This window comes from Pseudorhodobacter wandonensis (genome assembly GCF_001202035.1).
Classification (GTDB): Bacteria; Pseudomonadota; Alphaproteobacteria; order Rhodobacterales; family Rhodobacteraceae; genus Pseudorhodobacter; species Pseudorhodobacter wandonensis.
The window spans coordinates 153,272-169,252 of sequence record NZ_LGHT01000041.1; the positions used below are offsets into that span (position 1 = coordinate 153,272).

Here is a 15,981-nt window from a genome sequence, read left to right on the forward strand (position 1 = left end):
GACCATCCGGCTTGGGGGCAAGTCAGTAGCGCACCAGTGTCCGGCTCTCGATGCTTTGGCGCACTGTGTGGTTGTTCGGATCCTCAACCATGTCCAACGCGCTATGCCCGATAGAAGCGCGGCCCCGATTGTCGAAAATATTGAAATATGCGACCTCGTCCGGAGTCATTTTGGACATATAAATCCACTGATGATCAGGGTTTGCCGCCAGCCCCATGATCTGGCCCATACGGTCAGGGTAAATCAGGTCGAGCAAAATCCAGTCGCTATTCGAAACTGTCGACGGCAGGATAAACCCAAGCGGGGCCGCGTTGATCGGCGCACCCACGGGCCGCCAAACGTTTACAAAGGCATAGTGGCGTTTGCGCCATTCGGCAGCGTTCCCCTCCCCACTATGTCGATCAACCGCTGTTTGGCACCGTGCAGGCTATAGTCGCTGTGCACATTGCGGGCGGGTCTGCGCGCCGCATCCGGGTCATCCCTGCGCACCGTGTGATCGAAGACGATCACCTCTTTCGCGTCGATTTCATCAGTCAGCAATTTGGTCAACTCGGCATCATAAATGCGCCGCCAACTCTGCCCATCAGCAAAAGAGTGAACCTGACTTGGAAAATTTGCAAAGCCGACAGAGGCATCTTCAAACGATGTGCCAGTGCCAAAGCCGCGTTCATCAAAAACCCGTACCTGCGTGGGCGCAAGTTCCGGCGCGATAAGGTTTCCTACAATTCCGCCGGCATTCAGCTCAAACCACTGCCGCTCGGGTTTGTGCACATGATAATTCACAGTTGCCGTTTGGGTCATGGGTGTCTCCGAAATTCGTCTTGGCCTTTGACATAACACTCTGGAAAAATATAAAAACGGGTCAAAATTGACTTCAGTATTCCGTATAAGGATAAAATATGGATACCCAAAGCCTTCGCTTGTTTGTGCTTTCCTGTGAAACGCTTAATATCAGCGCGGCAGGTCGTGCGCTTGGCATGGCCCCAGCCGTCGCCAGCACACGTATTGCCAAGTTAGAACATTTCGTCGGCGCTGACCTCTTGCACCGCTCAACCCGCAAGGTTTCGATATCGCTGGAGGGGCAGGATTTTCTGCCCTACGCCAAAGAAATGATCGCCCAGGAAGAAGCCGCACTGGCAGCACTTGGCAAAGGCCGGACAAAGATAAGCGGAACGCTGCGGTTCGCCGCACCCAGTTCATTCGCGCAACTCTACATTGCGCCGTTGTTGCCGGCATTCATGGACAAATATCCTGATCTCACCTTGGACCTGCACCTGTCAGACACGCAGTTTGACCTCATTCAGGGCAGCTACGACCTTGCCCTGCGCAATTCCGTTCTGACGGACAGCACCCTGACAGCGCGAAAACTTGCCGACGACAGGCGCATACTTTGCGCGACACCGGGATATCTTGATCGCCACGGCACCCCAGTAAAACCTGCTGATCTGGACAAACATCGGTTGATTGCCTTCCGGGATCTAGAGCCTAGGGGCCTCATTGCATCTGATGGAACACCGGCGGTTTTTGATCCAAAGCGGGCCGCGCAGCGGCTAACCTTGAACGATGGCCTTACCCAAAAGAAGATCACTCTCAACGGGGCCGGAATTTCCATCAATTCCTTGTGGTCAGTCCATGAAGAACTGGCTAACGGCCGTCTTAAACGTGTTCTGCCAGAGTATGAGATTGCCGATAAACCAGCGCTTTGGCTAATCTACCCCAAAAGCAACGTGGTATCGGCCAAAGTCAGGGTTTTCATGGATTTCCTTATTGCGCACATTGGCCGTGCCCAAGCGTGGCAGGGATCAACCTGAATAAGGGCACGATGTACGGTTTAAAACTTGCAATCTTTTCGACGGCTTGGATTTGAAAGTGTACATGCCGCCTTGGTCATGCCCGAGATCATGTGTGAAGACGGGAACATCTCAAGGAAGACCGGAAACCAATTGGTTCGCGAGCAACCGAGGCATCCGGTCGCAAGGAAATCCCGTGATCTGACGTCCCAAATGACGTTTTGCCCCCGAGCTAGGGCGTTGTCGGTACAGGTTCCCTGAATGCCCAACCAAAGCGCGCCGGCGGCATAAACAGTCGCCCCAATGCAAACATCAACGAGGCAGACGTGCTGGAACACATCGAAACCGTGCAAACCGGAAAGACGGCAGCCACTACGGCCGTGAATGGCCTAACCTTCGGCCATAAAATGGCTGGGCCGTTGCGTGTTAAGGCATGTCAAACTGGGCATGGCACCTTTAAAATCACGATCTTTCCCGATACGAGTGCTCCCGTGCATAGGGCTAAATTCCGAAGGAATGGGCGGGTTCACAACTAAGTTAGAAACCTTCCCGCGCTGGATAGGTTGACAGGTCGATCTTGTTCCTGCATCGGTTTGGAATGATAAGAAATGAGCCCTTTGCCAAAGCGATTCAGGTGCTGTCGTGCCTTGCTGTTGCTTTTGCTTTGGTGTTTTTCCCGCCCAATGCGGCGCACGCTGCGGCCAAGGTTCATGGCGGGCATTCTGCAATAGAACAGGGTAAAACGTCTTCGGTTCAGGCTGTTCATTCACATTCGGCACAAATGGATTGTGGCTCAAACAAAACCGCGACATCCACAGCTGACGCGGGCGTACACCAATGCTGTGCCGGCATGTGCTTGGCAGCCATCCTGATTGATGTGTTTACATCACCCCAGACAGATGCATCGGCTATAGCGCTTGCAGCCCCGCACACACTGCCAATAGCCGCAGTTTCGCACGGCTTTTTGCGCCCCCCCAAACACCTGGCCTGACACACAGCCCCCAACTTTCGGGCTTTTTCTCTGCGCGCATCCCCGTGCGAGATGTATTCCTGATCAGGTAAAATATATGAAATTCCAATACTATAGCGGGGCTTTCGCCTTGGCCTTTTGTGCATGTGCATCAACGCCACCAACACCACCCCGAAACCCCAATTCACCCCACGCCCAACGTCGACGGGCAAAGGTCAACCATCCCCGACGGCTCCGGATGGGCCACCCAATATACAGGATACAAAAATGAAACTTGCACTTGCTACAACCCTGCTCGCCCTGACCCTTTCGCCCGCTTTTGCCGACGGCACCCATGGTGGTGGCCATGGTGAGATGATGGAAATCGGCATGCCGGCCCAAAAGTCGGGCAAGATGACCAACGTCACTGTGTCGCTTCTTGAAACCGATGACGGCAAAATGCTGTTTGAACCGCAGGAGTTTACGTTCAAAGCGGGTGAAACAGTCCAGTTCACCATCACCAATGATGGCGAGGCCGAGCACGAGTTTGTCTTGGACACGATGGCCAACAATGCCAAGCACAAAGAGATGATGGAAAAATCCCCCGAGATGGAACACGACGACCCGAATGCAATCCGCCTGCAACCCGGCGAAAAAGGCACCATCATCTGGACTTTTGCCAATGCGGGCAGCTTTGAATTTGCCTGCCTGATCCCTGGCCACTACGAGGCCGGAATGCACGGCGCATTGACCGTTAACTAACGCCCCAAATTCAATAAAAAGGCCGTTCCAATGAATTTTCTTAAAACACTCGCACTGGCTACTTTGGCTTTGGCCGCCTCGCTTTCGTTTGCTGCGGCCGAAACCTTTTCCCAAGGCTCCATCAAAAAGCTGGATGCCAAGGCCCGCAAAGTGACCATCATCCACGAGGAACTGGTTGGTCATGGCATGCCGGCAATGACTATGGTGTTCCGCGCCACTGCAGGAAGGGTCGCCCAATTGGCTGAAGGCAAAGAGATCGCGTTTCTGGCCGACCGTGTGAACGGCAAGCTGACTGTGACAGCCCTGAAATAACGCCCGAATGGGGCGTGGCGTTTCCGTCAGCGCCCCAAGTTTGCGTATAAATACGAAAGAGAATGACATGAATAAACTGGCACTTTTACTCGCAGGCATCGCACTTGCCGCCGGCACTTGGTATCTGATGCAGCCGAAATCCGATCAAACCAGCATTTCAGCCGAGCCACCACTTGCCACGGGTGCAATGGTCGCAGTTTCGCTGCCTGCCAAGTTCACCGAGCAAGAGCAAATAGGAAATCGCGCTTATGATGCGGTTTGTGCTGCCTGTCATGGCGCAAATGCGCAAGGTCAGGAAGGCGTTGCCCCACCGTTGGTTCACCGTATTTATGAGCCAAACCACCACGGCGATATGGCCTTTGTTCTCGCCGCCCAGAACGGGGTCCAAGCCCATCATTGGAAGTTTGGGAATATGCCGCCTGTTGAAGGGGTTACCAAGGCTGACGTCCTTAATATCGTTGCCTATGTACGGGCCTTGCAGCGGGAAAATGGGATAAACTGAGCCAAAGTCGAAAGCAATTTTTGCTTTTGCGGGGCCTCAGGACCAGCGTTAAGCCCGGTTCACCAGGCCCCGCGAGGTAACTATACCGCGCTTTGCGGAAATGGCCCCCCGCCACGCAACGGCGGCCATCTTTCGCTTGCCCGAACAGGCATCAGCCGAGCGATGGGCGGGGCTTGGCCCAAGACCCAAGAAAAACTACAGGCTTTCTTGGCAACGACGCCCCGCATTTTGTCGGTGCGCCCTTTATCGCGTTGCGCCTAGCCGCCAGACGCGTTTGCCTATCGTTAGTCGTTTTTATCCCGATTGATCGGATAGCCGCTCGCTGGCTCTTTGACAGGCTGGACCAACATCCGATCTAACCACTGGTCTCGGGGCGTTCTGAATTGCTCGATCCCGATCGTCATCGCTTCGTGGCCCGCCAAAGGCTGCGCCCTATAGGTGCCCAATAGCCAGTCCCACCAAGGCAGGTTAAAGCCAAAATTGCTGTTCGTTTCCTCTGGCAGAATTGAGTGATGAACGCGGTGCATATCTGGCGTCACCACAATCAAGCGCAAAAACCGGTCCACGATCAAAGGAAGTCGGACGTTCGAGTGATTGAACATCGCAGTCGCATTCAGCAAGACCTCAAACATCAAGACCGCAATGGCAGGCGGGCCCAATACCAGCACCAATGCCAGTTTGATCCCCATCGACAACACAATCTCGACCGGATGAAAACGCAGGCCCGTGGTGACATCGAAATCGAGATCCGCGTGATGCATCCGATGGAACCGCCAAAGTGCAGGAACGGCATGAAACATGACGTGCTGCAAATAGATGACCAAATCCAGAACGACGACACTTACAAAGACCGCAAGCCAAGCAGGCGCATCGATGAAATTGAACAGCCCCCAGCCACGATCCTGTGCCATGATCGCCAATCCGACCGCGAGGATTGGAAAGGTCAAGCGCAAAACAATCGCGTCTATTACCACCAAGGCCAGATTGTTCGACCACCGGATCACCCGCGGAATATCTCGCCTGCGCCGGGGGGCGAGCAATTCCCACAATGCCATAATTACCAAAACGCCAAGAAACACCCCGAGGCGCAACTGCGGCTCGGCGGCGAAGATGGTTTCCGTCGTTGACATGCGCATGCCTCCTTCGCGTAGAGCATCGCGTTCAGCGAACCGCTCTCAGGTGACGGTGAATTGCCCCATCATACCCGCATCTTCATGCTCAAGGATATGGCAGTGAAACATATAAGGTGTTTCTTGGCGCGCTGGTTGGTCAAAACGCGCTATGATCTCTGCTTCGCCTGGCACAAGCAGCGTATCTTTCCAGCCGGTGTTTTCAGGCCGTGGCGCTGCTCCATTCTCGCTTAACACGCGAAACCGAACGCCATGAATGTGGAACGGGTGGGCAACCATCGTGCTGCGGATACGCCAACGCTCGACACTGCCCTGCGCGACAGCGAAATCGATCCGTTCCATGTCATAAGGGCGTCCGTTAATGGCAAAGGCGCCCCCACCCGTCATCATACCGCCCATACCCATATCCAGCGAGACGAGACGTGTTTGCACTTCGCTGCCTGCAAGATCTTCGAGCACACCATCCAGTTTGTCTGGCAGTCTGGTTATGCGCACGGGCAGCGCTGGATCGACCTCAAATGGCAGAACGCCGTAAGGTTGGGCTGGATCGCTCATCATAACAGCTGCGCCGCCATCGGACATATCAACAAGCACTTCGGCCCGCTCACCCGGCGCAAGGCTCAGCCTGTCCAGAGCAATCGGTGCGGGCAGGAACCCGCCATCCGTCGCCACCAAATGCATTGGCCGCGTATCGCCAAAAAACAGCGTATAAATGCGGGCGTTTGATCCGTTGAGCAGGCGCAATCGCACGATCCCTTGCGGCACAACCGCCGTCGCGCCAGCCTGACCGTTGACCAGCAAATAGTTACCCGCAAACCCGTGCATTACATCCATCATCGATGGATCATAAATCATGCGCCCCGCGTCATCGAAACGGCGATCCTGCAAGACGAGTGTCAGGTCATCGACACCATACGCCGATGGCAAACCGCGCGCGTCGTCGTCTCCATCCGTGATGTGAATGACGCCCGCCAGCCCGAAATACACCTGCTCTGCCGTCCGCTCGTGGATATGCGAGTGATACCAGACTGTCGCGGGATCTTGCGCGACATGCATCTCTGGTTGCCAGCTCTTGCCCGGCGCGATTGGCAGATGCGGGCCACCGTCATGTTCACCGGGCACCAAAAACCCGTGCCAATGGGTGCTTACCGGGGATTTCAGCGCATTGGTAACTTCGGCGGCAAGATAACCATTCTTAACAATGATCGTCGGCCCCAGATAGTCTTGGTTGAATCCGGCAGTCGGTGTGGCGGCCCCTCCGAGAAAGCTGCGACTTCCTGATTGGGCTTGCAAAGACAGCCGCCCGGTCGAGCGTGTGTCAAGAAGCGCCGGCATTGCCAGACGCGCCATTGGCGCTGTTTCTTGCGCGAATGCACGCGCAGGCCAGCGCGACACGGCTCCTGTTGTGACAAGCGCAGCGGTAGAGGACGTTAAAAACTGGCGTCTTTTCATTGGGCTATTCAATCCGGTTACTGACCCAAAAGCTGATCGCAATTGGCGCGTCATTCCTTACATCACTAAGGTGCTTGCTTGTCCAAGGATTAGTCAAGCAGCGCTTTCTTGCGCGCTGTGAATTCTACAGTGTCAATTTCGCCCGTGGCAAATCGCTCATTCAAAAGCACCAAGGTACGGTCGCTTATATGTGGACCAATGCCACCACCAAAGTGGCGCAGGACGTCAACCGTACCTGCGACAATCCCGATACCCAAAAGGGTCATGAATATCGGTCCGAGAAACATGGCAACGCCCCCCATTGGCCGTCGCCACAAGCAAACCCGCTATCCGCCAAATAGTTTTCATCGGCATCCCGCATCGCCTTTTGTGTGGCGTCACGATCAGTATTGACCTCGCTATCACTAGATCACGCACCTTGCGTAGATTCCGGTCAATGAAACCGCGAAGAATTCTTCTTCGCCAAAGGGTCAGTACATAGTCAACGATACCCTCAATTTCACATGACAACGCTCACTCAAGATGCACCTTGCCCCTGCTATCGATGCCGATACTAACCCAACAAGAGACTGTTGTTTTTCCAGAATTTCGCCTGTCCCAAGTGCCCAAATCGCCCAGTGGGGCCGATGCCAGCGTTCAAAACGACAAACATTCACCCAAAGCGCTGTAAATGTTAGCGAATCATAAGAGTTGCCGTGGTGTGACCATTCCGCTACAACTGCCATTATGAGCACAGCGACAAACCGATCCCAACATGCAGCTTAAGCCTTTGACTTTAAAACCATTAATAGGCAGCATGAACTGCCCTGTTTCTCGTCTTAAACCCCACGCGGCCCGTATGCCGCCGCCAATGGGATGACTGCTATTTCCCCTGATACATACACACTGGAAGCACTGGGCTGGGCCGAAGATTTCGCGCACCAGGTTACTGATGAGGATGAAGGCGACCGCCCTGCCCGCGTGGCCCAAGTGCATCGCGACCGTTTGGCCGTGCTAACCCCCGATGGCCCGCGTGAGGTGGCGCTGCCCAATGGCCACCCCTCGGGCAGTTTTGCCGTAGGCGACTGGGTTATGGTTTCAGCCAGCCAGTCGGTGATGCGCCGCCGGCTGGAACGGCGCAGCCTGCTGCAACGCCGCGTCCATTCCCGCGCTGGCAGCCGCAATATTGGTGAATACCGGCTGATCGGCGCGAATATCGACACGCTGTTCATCACCACATCCTGCAACGCCGATTTCAACGTGGCGCGGCTTGAACGCTATCTGACGCTGGCGCATGATGCGGGGGTCGAGCCGGTAATCTTGCTAACCAAGGCCGATATGGCCGAAGACCCCGAAAGCTATGCCATTGAGGCGCAAAAGTTGGGCCGCGATTTGGCCGTGTTGGTGCTGGATGCCCATGCCCCCGACGTGGCCGAAAAACTGGCGCAATGGTGTGGGGCCGGCAAAACCGTGGCGCTGTCGGGGTCATCCGGCGTTGGCAAAACCACGCTGACCAACGCGCTGACCGGCAAGGATGAGGCTACCCAGGGCGTGCGCGATGACACGCGCGGCCGCCACACCACCACTGCTCGCAGCTTGCACCCTTTGCCCAGTGGCGGCTGGCTGATTGATACCCCCGGAATCCGCGGCCTTGGCGTTTCCGATGCTGCCACCGGCATTGATGTCACCTTTGCCGAAATTACTGAGCTTGCCGCCCAATGCAAATTCCGCGATTGCGCCCATGTGGCCGAGCCGGGTTGCGCCGTCCAAGCCGCGGTTGCCAGTGGTGAGATTGACGCCGACCGGCTGGACCGCTGGCGCAAGCTTTCGGCCGAAGATGCGGTGAACACGGCCAGTTCCGGCGCGGCAATGGGCAAGGGATACGGCATTACAAAACGGGGCAAAGGTAAAGCTGTCGCCAAACAAATCAAAGCCGCGCAAAAACACAAAAAACGCTAGGTACTGGCCCAAAGCCGCTGGGCCTCGGTTTCCACCGCACAAGGCCGCACCGCGCGCAGCCGTGCCAGCGCTGCATCAGGGGCCTCGCCCAACTCAATCATCAACCGCAGTGCGATCATGCCCGTGCGCCCGCATCCGCCGCGGCAATGCACGATAATGCGCCCACCTTTGGCCAACCGCCCGTGCAAATCGGCCGATATTTCCGACCAACCGGCCACGGGCACACCAAAATCGGCAATAGGGTAACAACGCTGCGCAATCCCCTCAGCCGCCAAAGCGTCGGCCAGATCAGGCGACAGTTCTGCCGCCTCGGCCTGTTCAACCAATGTCAGCACCACATCCGCCTGCCAATCGCGCAAAACAGCCACATCTGCCGCCTGTGGCAAAGGGCATAGGCCCAGCACACCGCCACCCACCGCAATTTCAGAAATCGAAAACACTCTGCCCCCATTTTCCATTACTCTAGCCCCACGGGTGGACGCGCCGCAAGCGAGTGCTTAGATTGCAACCAAGCGCCGAATCCGAGGGGACCGCATGTCTGAAACCACAAAGCCCGCCTATCAGGTTCTGGCCCGCAAATACCGGCCCGAAACCTTTGCCGATCTGGTGGGGCAGTCGGCGATGGTGCGCACCTTGAAAAACGCCTTTGCCGCCGATCGTATCGCGCAGGCGTTTATCATGACGGGTATTCGCGGCACCGGCAAAACCACAACCGCGCGGATCATCGCCAAAGGCCTTAACTGCATCGGTCCCGATGGCACAGGCGGCCCGACAACCGAACCCTGCGGGGTCTGTGACCAGTGCAAATCGATCATGGAAGGTCGCCATGTTGACGTCATGGAAATGGACGCGGCCTCGCGCACGGGTGTTGATGATATTCGTGAAATCATCGCCTCGGTCGCCTATCGCGCCACGTCCGCGCGGTACAAGATCTACATCATCGACGAAGTTCACATGCTGTCGACCAGCGCCTTTAACGCGCTGCTGAAAACGCTTGAAGAACCGCCAACGCATGTGAAATTCATCTTTGCGACCACGGAAATTCGCAAAGTGCCGGTGACGGTTCTGTCACGCTGCCAGCGGTTTGACCTGAAACGGATTGAGCCCGAGGTGCAGATTGCCCTGCTGCAAAAAATTGCCAAGGGCGAAGGTGCACAGATTTCTGACGATGCGCTGGCGCTGATTACCCGCGCCGCCGAAGGCTCGGCCCGCGATGCGACCTCGCTGCTCGATCAGGCAATCAGCCACGGCGCAGGCGAAACCACCGCCGACCAAGTGCGCGCGATGCTGGGGCTGGCCGACCGCGGGCGGGTGCTTGATCTGTTTGATATGGTCGTGCGCGGCGATGCGGCGGCGGCGCTGACCGAGCTTGCGGGCCAATATGCCGATGGCGCGGACCCGATGGCGGTGCTGCGCGACTTGGCCGAAATCACGCATTGGCTCTCGGTCATCAAAATCACCCCCGAGGCCGCCGAAGACCCGACGATTCCACCGGATGAGCGGACGCGCGGTCTTGATATGGCAGGGCGTTTGCCGATGCGGGTGCTGACGCGGATGTGGCAGATGCTGCTGAAAGCGCTGGAAGAGGTGGCGCTGGCCCCTAACGCGATGATGGCCGCCGAAATGGCCGTGATCCGGCTAACCCATGTGGCCGACCTGCCTGACCCTGAAACCCTGATCCGCAAGCTACAATCCACGCAGCCCACCGCCCCCACAGGCGGTGCGCCTGCTAGCGGTGGTGGCGGCGGCATGGTTCATGCAACGACGCGCCTGCAGGCGCCCGCGATGGGGGCGGTTCACGGGGCAACGATGCAGGGCGGGCAATCCGCTGCCGTGGCTTTGGCCCCCGATGCCCTGGCCTCATATCTGACGTTCGAACATGTCGTCGACCTGATCCGCGAGCGTCGCGACATGAAACTGCTGGTCGAGGTGGAAACCACGCTGCGGCTGGCCAAATACTCGGCCGGCCGGATTGAATTTGAACCCACCGCCGATGCCCCACGCGACTTGGCGGCACGACTGGCGGCGCGGCTGCAAGGCTGGACCGGCACGCGTTGGGCCGTGACCGTGGTAAATTCCGGTGGCGCCGCCACGATTGCCGAAGAGCAGGACAAAGACCGGATTGAGGCCGAGGCAAAGGCGATGGAAAACCCGCTGGTGCAGGCTGTTTTCACTGCCTTTCCGGGTGCCAAAATCACCGCGATGCGCAAGCCCGAGCTTGAGGCCGCCTTTGAGGCGCTGCCCGAGGTTGAAGATGAATGGGACCCGTTCGAAGAAGGTTGAAGCGCGGCAAGCGGCACCTTAGGTCGGGGTAAATCAGTTGGAGAAAATAGAATGCTAAAAGGTTTGGGTGGGCTTGGCGACATGGCCAAGATGATGAAAGCCGCGCAGGAAATGCAAGGCAAGATGGCCGAGATGCAAGACGGGCTGGAGCGGATTGTTGTGATCGGCGAAAGCGGCGCGGGTTTGGTCAAGGCGCGGGCCACCGCCAAGGGAGAGTTGACAGGACTGGATATTGACCCATCGATCTTTGTCGCGTCTGAAAAGGAAGTGGTCGAAGATCTTATCCTTGCCGCAATCAAGGATGCACAAAGCAAGGCGAGTGAGCGGGCGCAATCGGAAATGGCCAAGCTGACCGAAGGTTTGGGCCTGCCTGCGGGCATGAAACTGCCATTCTAAATGAGCCAGGCCCCGCGCGATATTGAGCAGCTGATCGACCTGATGGCGCGCTTGCCTGGGCTGGGCCCTCGGTCGGCGCGGCGGGCCGTTTTAATGCTGCTGAAAAAGCGGGGCGCGGTGATGGCCCCATTGGCGCGGGTGATGGCCGAGGTGGCCGAGAATGCCCGCGACTGCCGGTTTTGCGGCAATATCAGCAGCGCCGAGATCTGCGAGATTTGTAGCGATGAGCGGCGCGCGACCGGTGAGATTTGCGTGGTCGAGGACGTGGCCGATCTGTGGGCGATGGAGCGCGGGCATGCCTTCAAAGGGCGCTATCATGTGCTGGGCGGCACACTTTCGGCGCTGGATGCGGTGGGGCCCGAGGAGCTGCGGATTCCGGTGCTGTTGGATCGGGTCCGCGAGGAGAATGTGACCGAGGTAATCCTTGCCTTGAATGCGACCGTAGACGGGCAAACCACGGCCCATTATATCGCCGAAGTGCTGGAAAATACCGGCGTTCAGGTGACCAGCCTTGCCCAAGGCGTACCGATTGGGGGCGAGCTGGATTATCTGGACGATGGCACGATCGGGGCGGCCTTGCGGGCGCGGCGGCGGTTTTAGGCGCGGGTTGTGCCGCAAAAGCCCGCGCGCGGACACTTTCGCAAACGTTTGAAAACAAACAATATTGTTAGTTTTGTTTACCCAATATTAACCTTTGCCGCAGGGCATGGCAGGCGGGCCTTGCGCATTCACACGGGGTCAGTGGCCCCTAAAGACAAGATCGGCACAGCCTGTCTGAGGCATAAAAAAGCACCCCGCAGGCCAGCCCTTTGTAGTAAATGGCGCAAGCGAGGCGAACTGCAGGTTGAGCCCACTTTGGCAAATGCTGCGCGTTGCACGAATGTCCGCTATCATGAGATCTTCCAAAAACCTCCAACAACCGCTTAGGTTTTGAGCGGGGTTTTTGGCAGCGTCGATCGGGGTGGTTCTGGCGTGTTCCAAAAAGGAGGGTTTTTGGAACAGCCCTGACGGTCCGACGTGCGGACAAAGTGCGCCTGCGCAGACGCCGAACGAATGACTGGTTAGCGGATCGAGCGGCGCATAGTCCGGTTTATGCTAATGCTACTATCCGATTTCGGTTTTTGCGGTTGCCGTTTCCAGCGGGTCAAACCGCTTTTGTGAGTCGCGGTCAGCCACTATCCAGCGCCGCCGCGCCACCAGTTCTGGGGACGTGTCAGCGCATGACAGATGGCGCACCCAATCTGTCTGTAATCAGGTCCCAATTGTCTCGAAAGGCCTCAAGGTCTTTTGTGGCGACAGAGGCATGTTTCGACTCCTTATTGCGCGGTCGTTCGCCTCCATTCTGAGCCAAGTACCCCATGTAACCGTCGAAAATCAGGTCTTGCAGATCGCGCAGTGTCAGAATGTAGAACCGAACATGCGCGAGACAGTCGCCCAAGTAGACATAGACGTAAATCAGATCAGGGTCGTCCAAGGGGTCCACCTTGGTTACAATCTGCTTCGGGCCGCGCTGTTCTATGTTCAGCAGATTTCCCAGTCCGATGGTTGCGGTTTCTTTCCGCATGGCCTTGACCTGCAGGCGAAGGGTGCGTCGCCCATGCATCGCCAAGATGTCAGCAACAGGCAGGTTTCCTGAAAATGCCGTTGCCACAATGTCGTTTCGCCCGAGTTCTGCCACCACCAGACTTTCACCCATTTGGCCCGTCAAAAAACGGCTATAGTCTTTTCCCATCGTCAGCCCTCCACTAGCGAAATCCATTGGCGCGTTCATTAACACGTTTTTACCCCCACCACGAAAGAGCGGAAATTCGAGATCATCGCTGTATTCGGTAAAATGGACTCAGGCACTTTGAGGCCATTCGCTGCGCTTGTACAGCCCGCCCCAAAAGGTGAAGGTTTTCTGATGCGGGTCGCGGCGATACGCTGCGCATTTGCGCGACCACGACCCGCGTTGGAAAACCTCCCAAGGAGGAAGCCGCGGGGGTCTTGGTGCGATCTATGGGGAAAGTGCTGGGACGGTTGAGGCGACGGCTGTGTCAGGGGTGCGGCTGAAGGTGCGCGTAACGGCTGAGCCGGTCGCAGAAGCGGCCGAACATGCTGACACCGCTGTGCAGATTGTGGTGCTTTCCGTCGTTTTTCGCGCCGCGGAGCGATAAGCGCATACGGGCTGGGCCGGGTCTGCGGGCAGCAGCCAGTGGCGGTTCGAGACAAATGACAGGCGGTGCGTCATGCGGCCTGCTCCCTCGGAGGTGCGCGCGACATCGGCTTTTGCCCGCGACGGAAGATCTCGATGATGCGCATGGGTCCGCCGCAGCAGGGGCACGGTTCGCGCAGGGTGAGTGGTATGATCTCGGTGCTGCGTTCTGACGCGGCGGCCTTGTCCGGGCGCTGGACACATAGCAGGGCGCGGATCGTGGTGATGTTGGCCTTGCGGTCGCGCTGGCCAGTAATCCGTAGTGCCGGATGCGGTGGAACCCGTCGGGCAGAACATGGATCAGGAAGCGGCGAATGAACTCGGGCGTGGCCAGGCGCATGACCTTTTGGCGGTCGCCGGATTTGATGCGGTAGTCCTTCCAGCTGAAGGCGACAGTTTGGGCATCGGCGCTGACCAGGCGGGCGTTCGAGATTGCCACCCTGTGGGTGTATCGGCTCAGGTAAGCTAGCACGGCCTCGGGACCGCCGAAGGGTGGCTTGGCATAGACGACCCACTCGGATTTGCGGAATGGAGCGAGCCAGTCAGTGAAGGCATCAACCTGCGCCAACCGTTCGAGTTCGCCAAAGAAGACCAGTTTCCCGGTTCGGTGCAAATCCATCAGCCCTTCCAGAAACAGGCGCCGAAACAGCCGCGACAAAACTCGCACATGCAGGAAGAATCCCGGGCGGCAGGCGACCCACTTGGTGCCCTCAGGCGACAGGCCGCCGCCGGGGACGATCATGTGGATGTGCGGGTGGTGGGTGAGTGCCGAGCCCCAGGTGTGCAGCACGCTGGTCAAACCCACCCGCGCGCCCATGCGCTTGGGATCGGCCGAGATTGTCATCACCGTTTCGGCGGATGCCTTGAACAGCAGCCCATAGACCGCCTTCTTGTTCAGTAGGCGATCTGGGCGATCTCGGCCGGCATAGTGAAGACGACGTGGAAGTATTCCACGGGCAGCAGGTCCTCGGCGCGCGCCTCCATCCAGTCGCGCGCCGCGGGCCCCTGGCACTTGGGGCAGTGCCTGTTTTTACAGGAGTTATAGGCGATGTGATGGTGGCCGCACTTGGCACAGCCAGCCACATGCCCGCCGAGCGCCTCGGTTCGGCAGGCTTCAATCGCTGACATCACCTTCAACTGGGACAGGCTGACATGCCCCGCATTGGCCTGCCGCCACGCAGGACCAAGGGCTCGGAAGATGTCAGCGATCTCCAGTTTACGCCGGGGCATCCCGGCGTCTGGTCACTCCAGGCTTCGCTTCACCGTCTGATCCTGCAACTTGGCCAGCATCTCGTAGGGGCTGACGGTGTCGCGGATCGTCTTGGTGGCCACATGGGTGTATCGCGCGGTGGTCGTCAGCTTGGCGTGGCCGAGCAGCACTTGGATCACCCGCACGTCGGTGTTCGCCTCCAAAAGGTGGGTGGCAAAGCTGTGCCGCAAGGTGTGCAGGGTCGCGGGCCTCTTGACCCCGGCCATATGCTTGGCCGAGGTGAAGGCGCGGTTCAGCTGGCGCGGTGAGATCGGGTTGATCTTGGGCTTGCCCGGAAATAGCCAGCCTTCGGGACGTGCCTCGCGCCACCAGGCCCGCAACAATTCCAGTAATCCGGGCGATAGCATCACCTTGCGGTCCTTCTGACCCTTACCCAGTTCTACATGGATCAGCATCCGGTCGCTGTCGATGTCGCCGATCTTGAGGTTGCAGACCTCGGCGGCCCTCAGCCCGGCGCCATAGGAAATGCTGAGGGCGGCGCGATACTTGAGCCCAGGCCCGGGCGCTGCCATCAGGATGTCTGATACCTCTTCGACACTGAAGACCACGGGCAGTTTGCGCGGCTCCGTGCGGAATTGCATGTAGCGCTTCATCTCCTCCCGCCCGCAGGTCATACCGAAAAAGAAGCGCAGCGCCACGATGCGCGTGTTGAAGGTCGACGGGGTCACCCCGGTATCCGACATGTGGAGCTGATATGCGCGCAGGTCCTCTGGCGTCGCCGTGTCGGGTGATCGTCCGAGGAAAACGGCGAAATCCTTGATCGCACGGATGTGGGACTTCTGCGCCTTGTCCCCCATTCCACGGATGCGCATGTCTTCGATCATCCGCTGGCGCAGCGGGGTTACTTTCTCTTCTGTCATGGGAACCTCCTGTCTGATGATTGAGAAGACCCCAATCGTCAGGCAGGTCGGTCAAAACGCAAAATGCGCACCACTTTGGGGGCGTGTCACGCCATTAGCCAAATGCACCAATGCCGCGAAGCGGCTTCGTCCAAGGGCCGATC

General features: G+C 57.9%; 15 protein-coding genes and 2 pseudogenes. 8 read left to right on the forward strand and 9 right to left on the reverse strand.

The genetic code is table 11. The annotated features are described in order from the left end of the window. Positions 1-22 precede the first annotated feature (22 nt). Positions 23-801, reverse strand: a pseudogene (locus AKU79_RS20030) (CmcJ/NvfI family oxidoreductase). Positions 802-899: 98 nt separating this feature from the next. Between AKU79_RS20030 and AKU79_RS14150 the strand changes: the two are divergent. Next, positions 900-1,811 (forward strand): LysR family transcriptional regulator, encoded by a 912-nt coding sequence (locus AKU79_RS14150; protein WP_050524227.1) that lies wholly within the window; start codon positions 900-902, stop codon positions 1,809-1,811. Positions 1,812-2,322: 511 nt separating this feature from the next. On the opposite strand, the gene AKU79_RS19340 is transcribed toward AKU79_RS14150, so the two are convergent. Then, the gene (locus AKU79_RS19340; RefSeq protein ID WP_156209767.1) at positions 2,323-2,556 is read right to left on the reverse strand and encodes a hypothetical protein; all 234 of its coding nucleotides are present in this window, start codon (positions 2,554-2,556) and stop codon (positions 2,323-2,325) included. A gap of 471 nt (positions 2,557-3,027) precedes the next feature. Here AKU79_RS19340 and AKU79_RS19945 point away from each other — a divergent pair, with 471 nt between their 5' ends. From AKU79_RS19945 to AKU79_RS14170, 3 genes are all read left to right on the forward strand, one after another. Continuing rightward, entirely contained in the window at positions 3,028-3,501 is a 474-nt protein-coding gene (locus AKU79_RS19945; RefSeq protein WP_050524229.1) for a cupredoxin domain-containing protein, read from the forward strand. 30 nt (positions 3,502-3,531) lie between these two features. Beyond that, entirely contained in the window at positions 3,532-3,813 is a 282-nt protein-coding gene (locus AKU79_RS19950) for a copper-binding protein (protein WP_050524230.1), read from the forward strand. Positions 3,814-3,880: 67 nt separating this feature from the next. Further along, positions 3,881-4,315 (forward strand): c-type cytochrome, encoded by a 435-nt coding sequence (locus tag AKU79_RS14170; protein WP_050524258.1) that lies wholly within the window; start codon positions 3,881-3,883, stop codon positions 4,313-4,315. A gap of 284 nt (positions 4,316-4,599) precedes the next feature. On the opposite strand, the gene AKU79_RS14175 is transcribed toward AKU79_RS14170, so the two are convergent. The 3 genes from AKU79_RS14175 to AKU79_RS19350 form a co-directional block, all read right to left on the reverse strand. Continuing rightward, complete coding sequence (locus tag AKU79_RS14175) at positions 4,600-5,445, reverse strand: sterol desaturase family protein (RefSeq protein ID WP_050524231.1); 846 nt, start codon at positions 5,443-5,445, stop codon at positions 4,600-4,602. A 45-nt stretch (positions 5,446-5,490) separates the two neighbouring features. Further along, positions 5,491-6,780, reverse strand: a complete 1,290-nt coding sequence (locus AKU79_RS14180) for a multicopper oxidase family protein (RefSeq protein WP_231580197.1) — start codon at positions 6,778-6,780, stop codon at positions 5,491-5,493. 206 nt (positions 6,781-6,986) lie between these two features. Further along, positions 6,987-7,163 carry an SHOCT domain-containing protein gene (locus tag AKU79_RS19350; protein WP_156209769.1) on the reverse strand — a complete coding sequence of 59 codons (177 nt, stop codon included), beginning with the start codon at positions 7,161-7,163 and terminating at the stop codon, positions 6,987-6,989. 589 nt (positions 7,164-7,752) lie between these two features. On the opposite strand from AKU79_RS19350, the gene rsgA reads away from it, so the two are divergent. Then, positions 7,753-8,835, forward strand: coding sequence for a ribosome small subunit-dependent GTPase A (rsgA, locus tag AKU79_RS14185; RefSeq protein ID WP_050524233.1), 1,083 nt, complete (start codon positions 7,753-7,755; stop codon positions 8,833-8,835). Here the strand turns inward: rsgA and AKU79_RS14190 are convergent. Beyond that, on the reverse strand, positions 8,832-9,275 hold the full coding sequence (locus AKU79_RS14190; protein ID WP_231580198.1) for a phosphatase domain-containing putative toxin: 444 nt from the start codon (positions 9,273-9,275) through the stop codon (positions 8,832-8,834). The two genes, rsgA and AKU79_RS14190, sit on opposite strands and share 4 nt — an antisense overlap. A gap of 94 nt (positions 9,276-9,369) precedes the next feature. Between AKU79_RS14190 and AKU79_RS14195 the strand changes: the two genes are divergently transcribed. Genes AKU79_RS14195 through recR form a run of 3 tightly spaced genes read left to right on the forward strand, consistent with a single transcriptional unit; the run spans position 9,370 to position 12,114 of the window. After that, positions 9,370-11,118 carry a DNA polymerase III subunit gamma/tau gene (locus AKU79_RS14195; protein ID WP_050524235.1) on the forward strand — a complete coding sequence of 583 codons (1,749 nt, stop codon included), beginning with the start codon at positions 9,370-9,372 and terminating at the stop codon, positions 11,116-11,118. Positions 11,119-11,169: 51 nt separating this feature from the next. Next, positions 11,170-11,514 (forward strand): YbaB/EbfC family nucleoid-associated protein, encoded by a 345-nt coding sequence (locus tag AKU79_RS14200; RefSeq protein ID WP_050524236.1) that lies wholly within the window; start codon positions 11,170-11,172, stop codon positions 11,512-11,514. Continuing rightward, positions 11,515-12,114 carry a recombination mediator RecR gene (recR, locus tag AKU79_RS14205; protein ID WP_050524237.1) on the forward strand — a complete coding sequence of 200 codons (600 nt, stop codon included), beginning with the start codon at positions 11,515-11,517 and terminating at the stop codon, positions 12,112-12,114. Between the two features lie 613 nt (positions 12,115-12,727). Here recR and AKU79_RS14210 read toward each other — a convergent pair. The 3 genes and pseudogenes from AKU79_RS14210 to AKU79_RS14220 all read right to left on the reverse strand — a co-directional run bounded on the left by AKU79_RS14210 (position 12,728) and on the right by AKU79_RS14220 (position 15,838). Next, positions 12,728-13,273 (reverse strand): hypothetical protein, encoded by a 546-nt coding sequence (locus AKU79_RS14210; protein WP_156209771.1) that lies wholly within the window; start codon positions 13,271-13,273, stop codon positions 12,728-12,730. Between the two features lie 467 nt (positions 13,274-13,740). Beyond that, a pseudogene (locus AKU79_RS14215) lies at positions 13,741-14,938 on the reverse strand (IS91 family transposase). Between the two features lie 12 nt (positions 14,939-14,950). Next, positions 14,951-15,838, reverse strand: a complete 888-nt coding sequence (locus AKU79_RS14220) for a tyrosine-type recombinase/integrase (RefSeq protein ID WP_050521776.1) — start codon at positions 15,836-15,838, stop codon at positions 14,951-14,953. Positions 15,839-15,981: the final 143 nt, after the last annotated feature.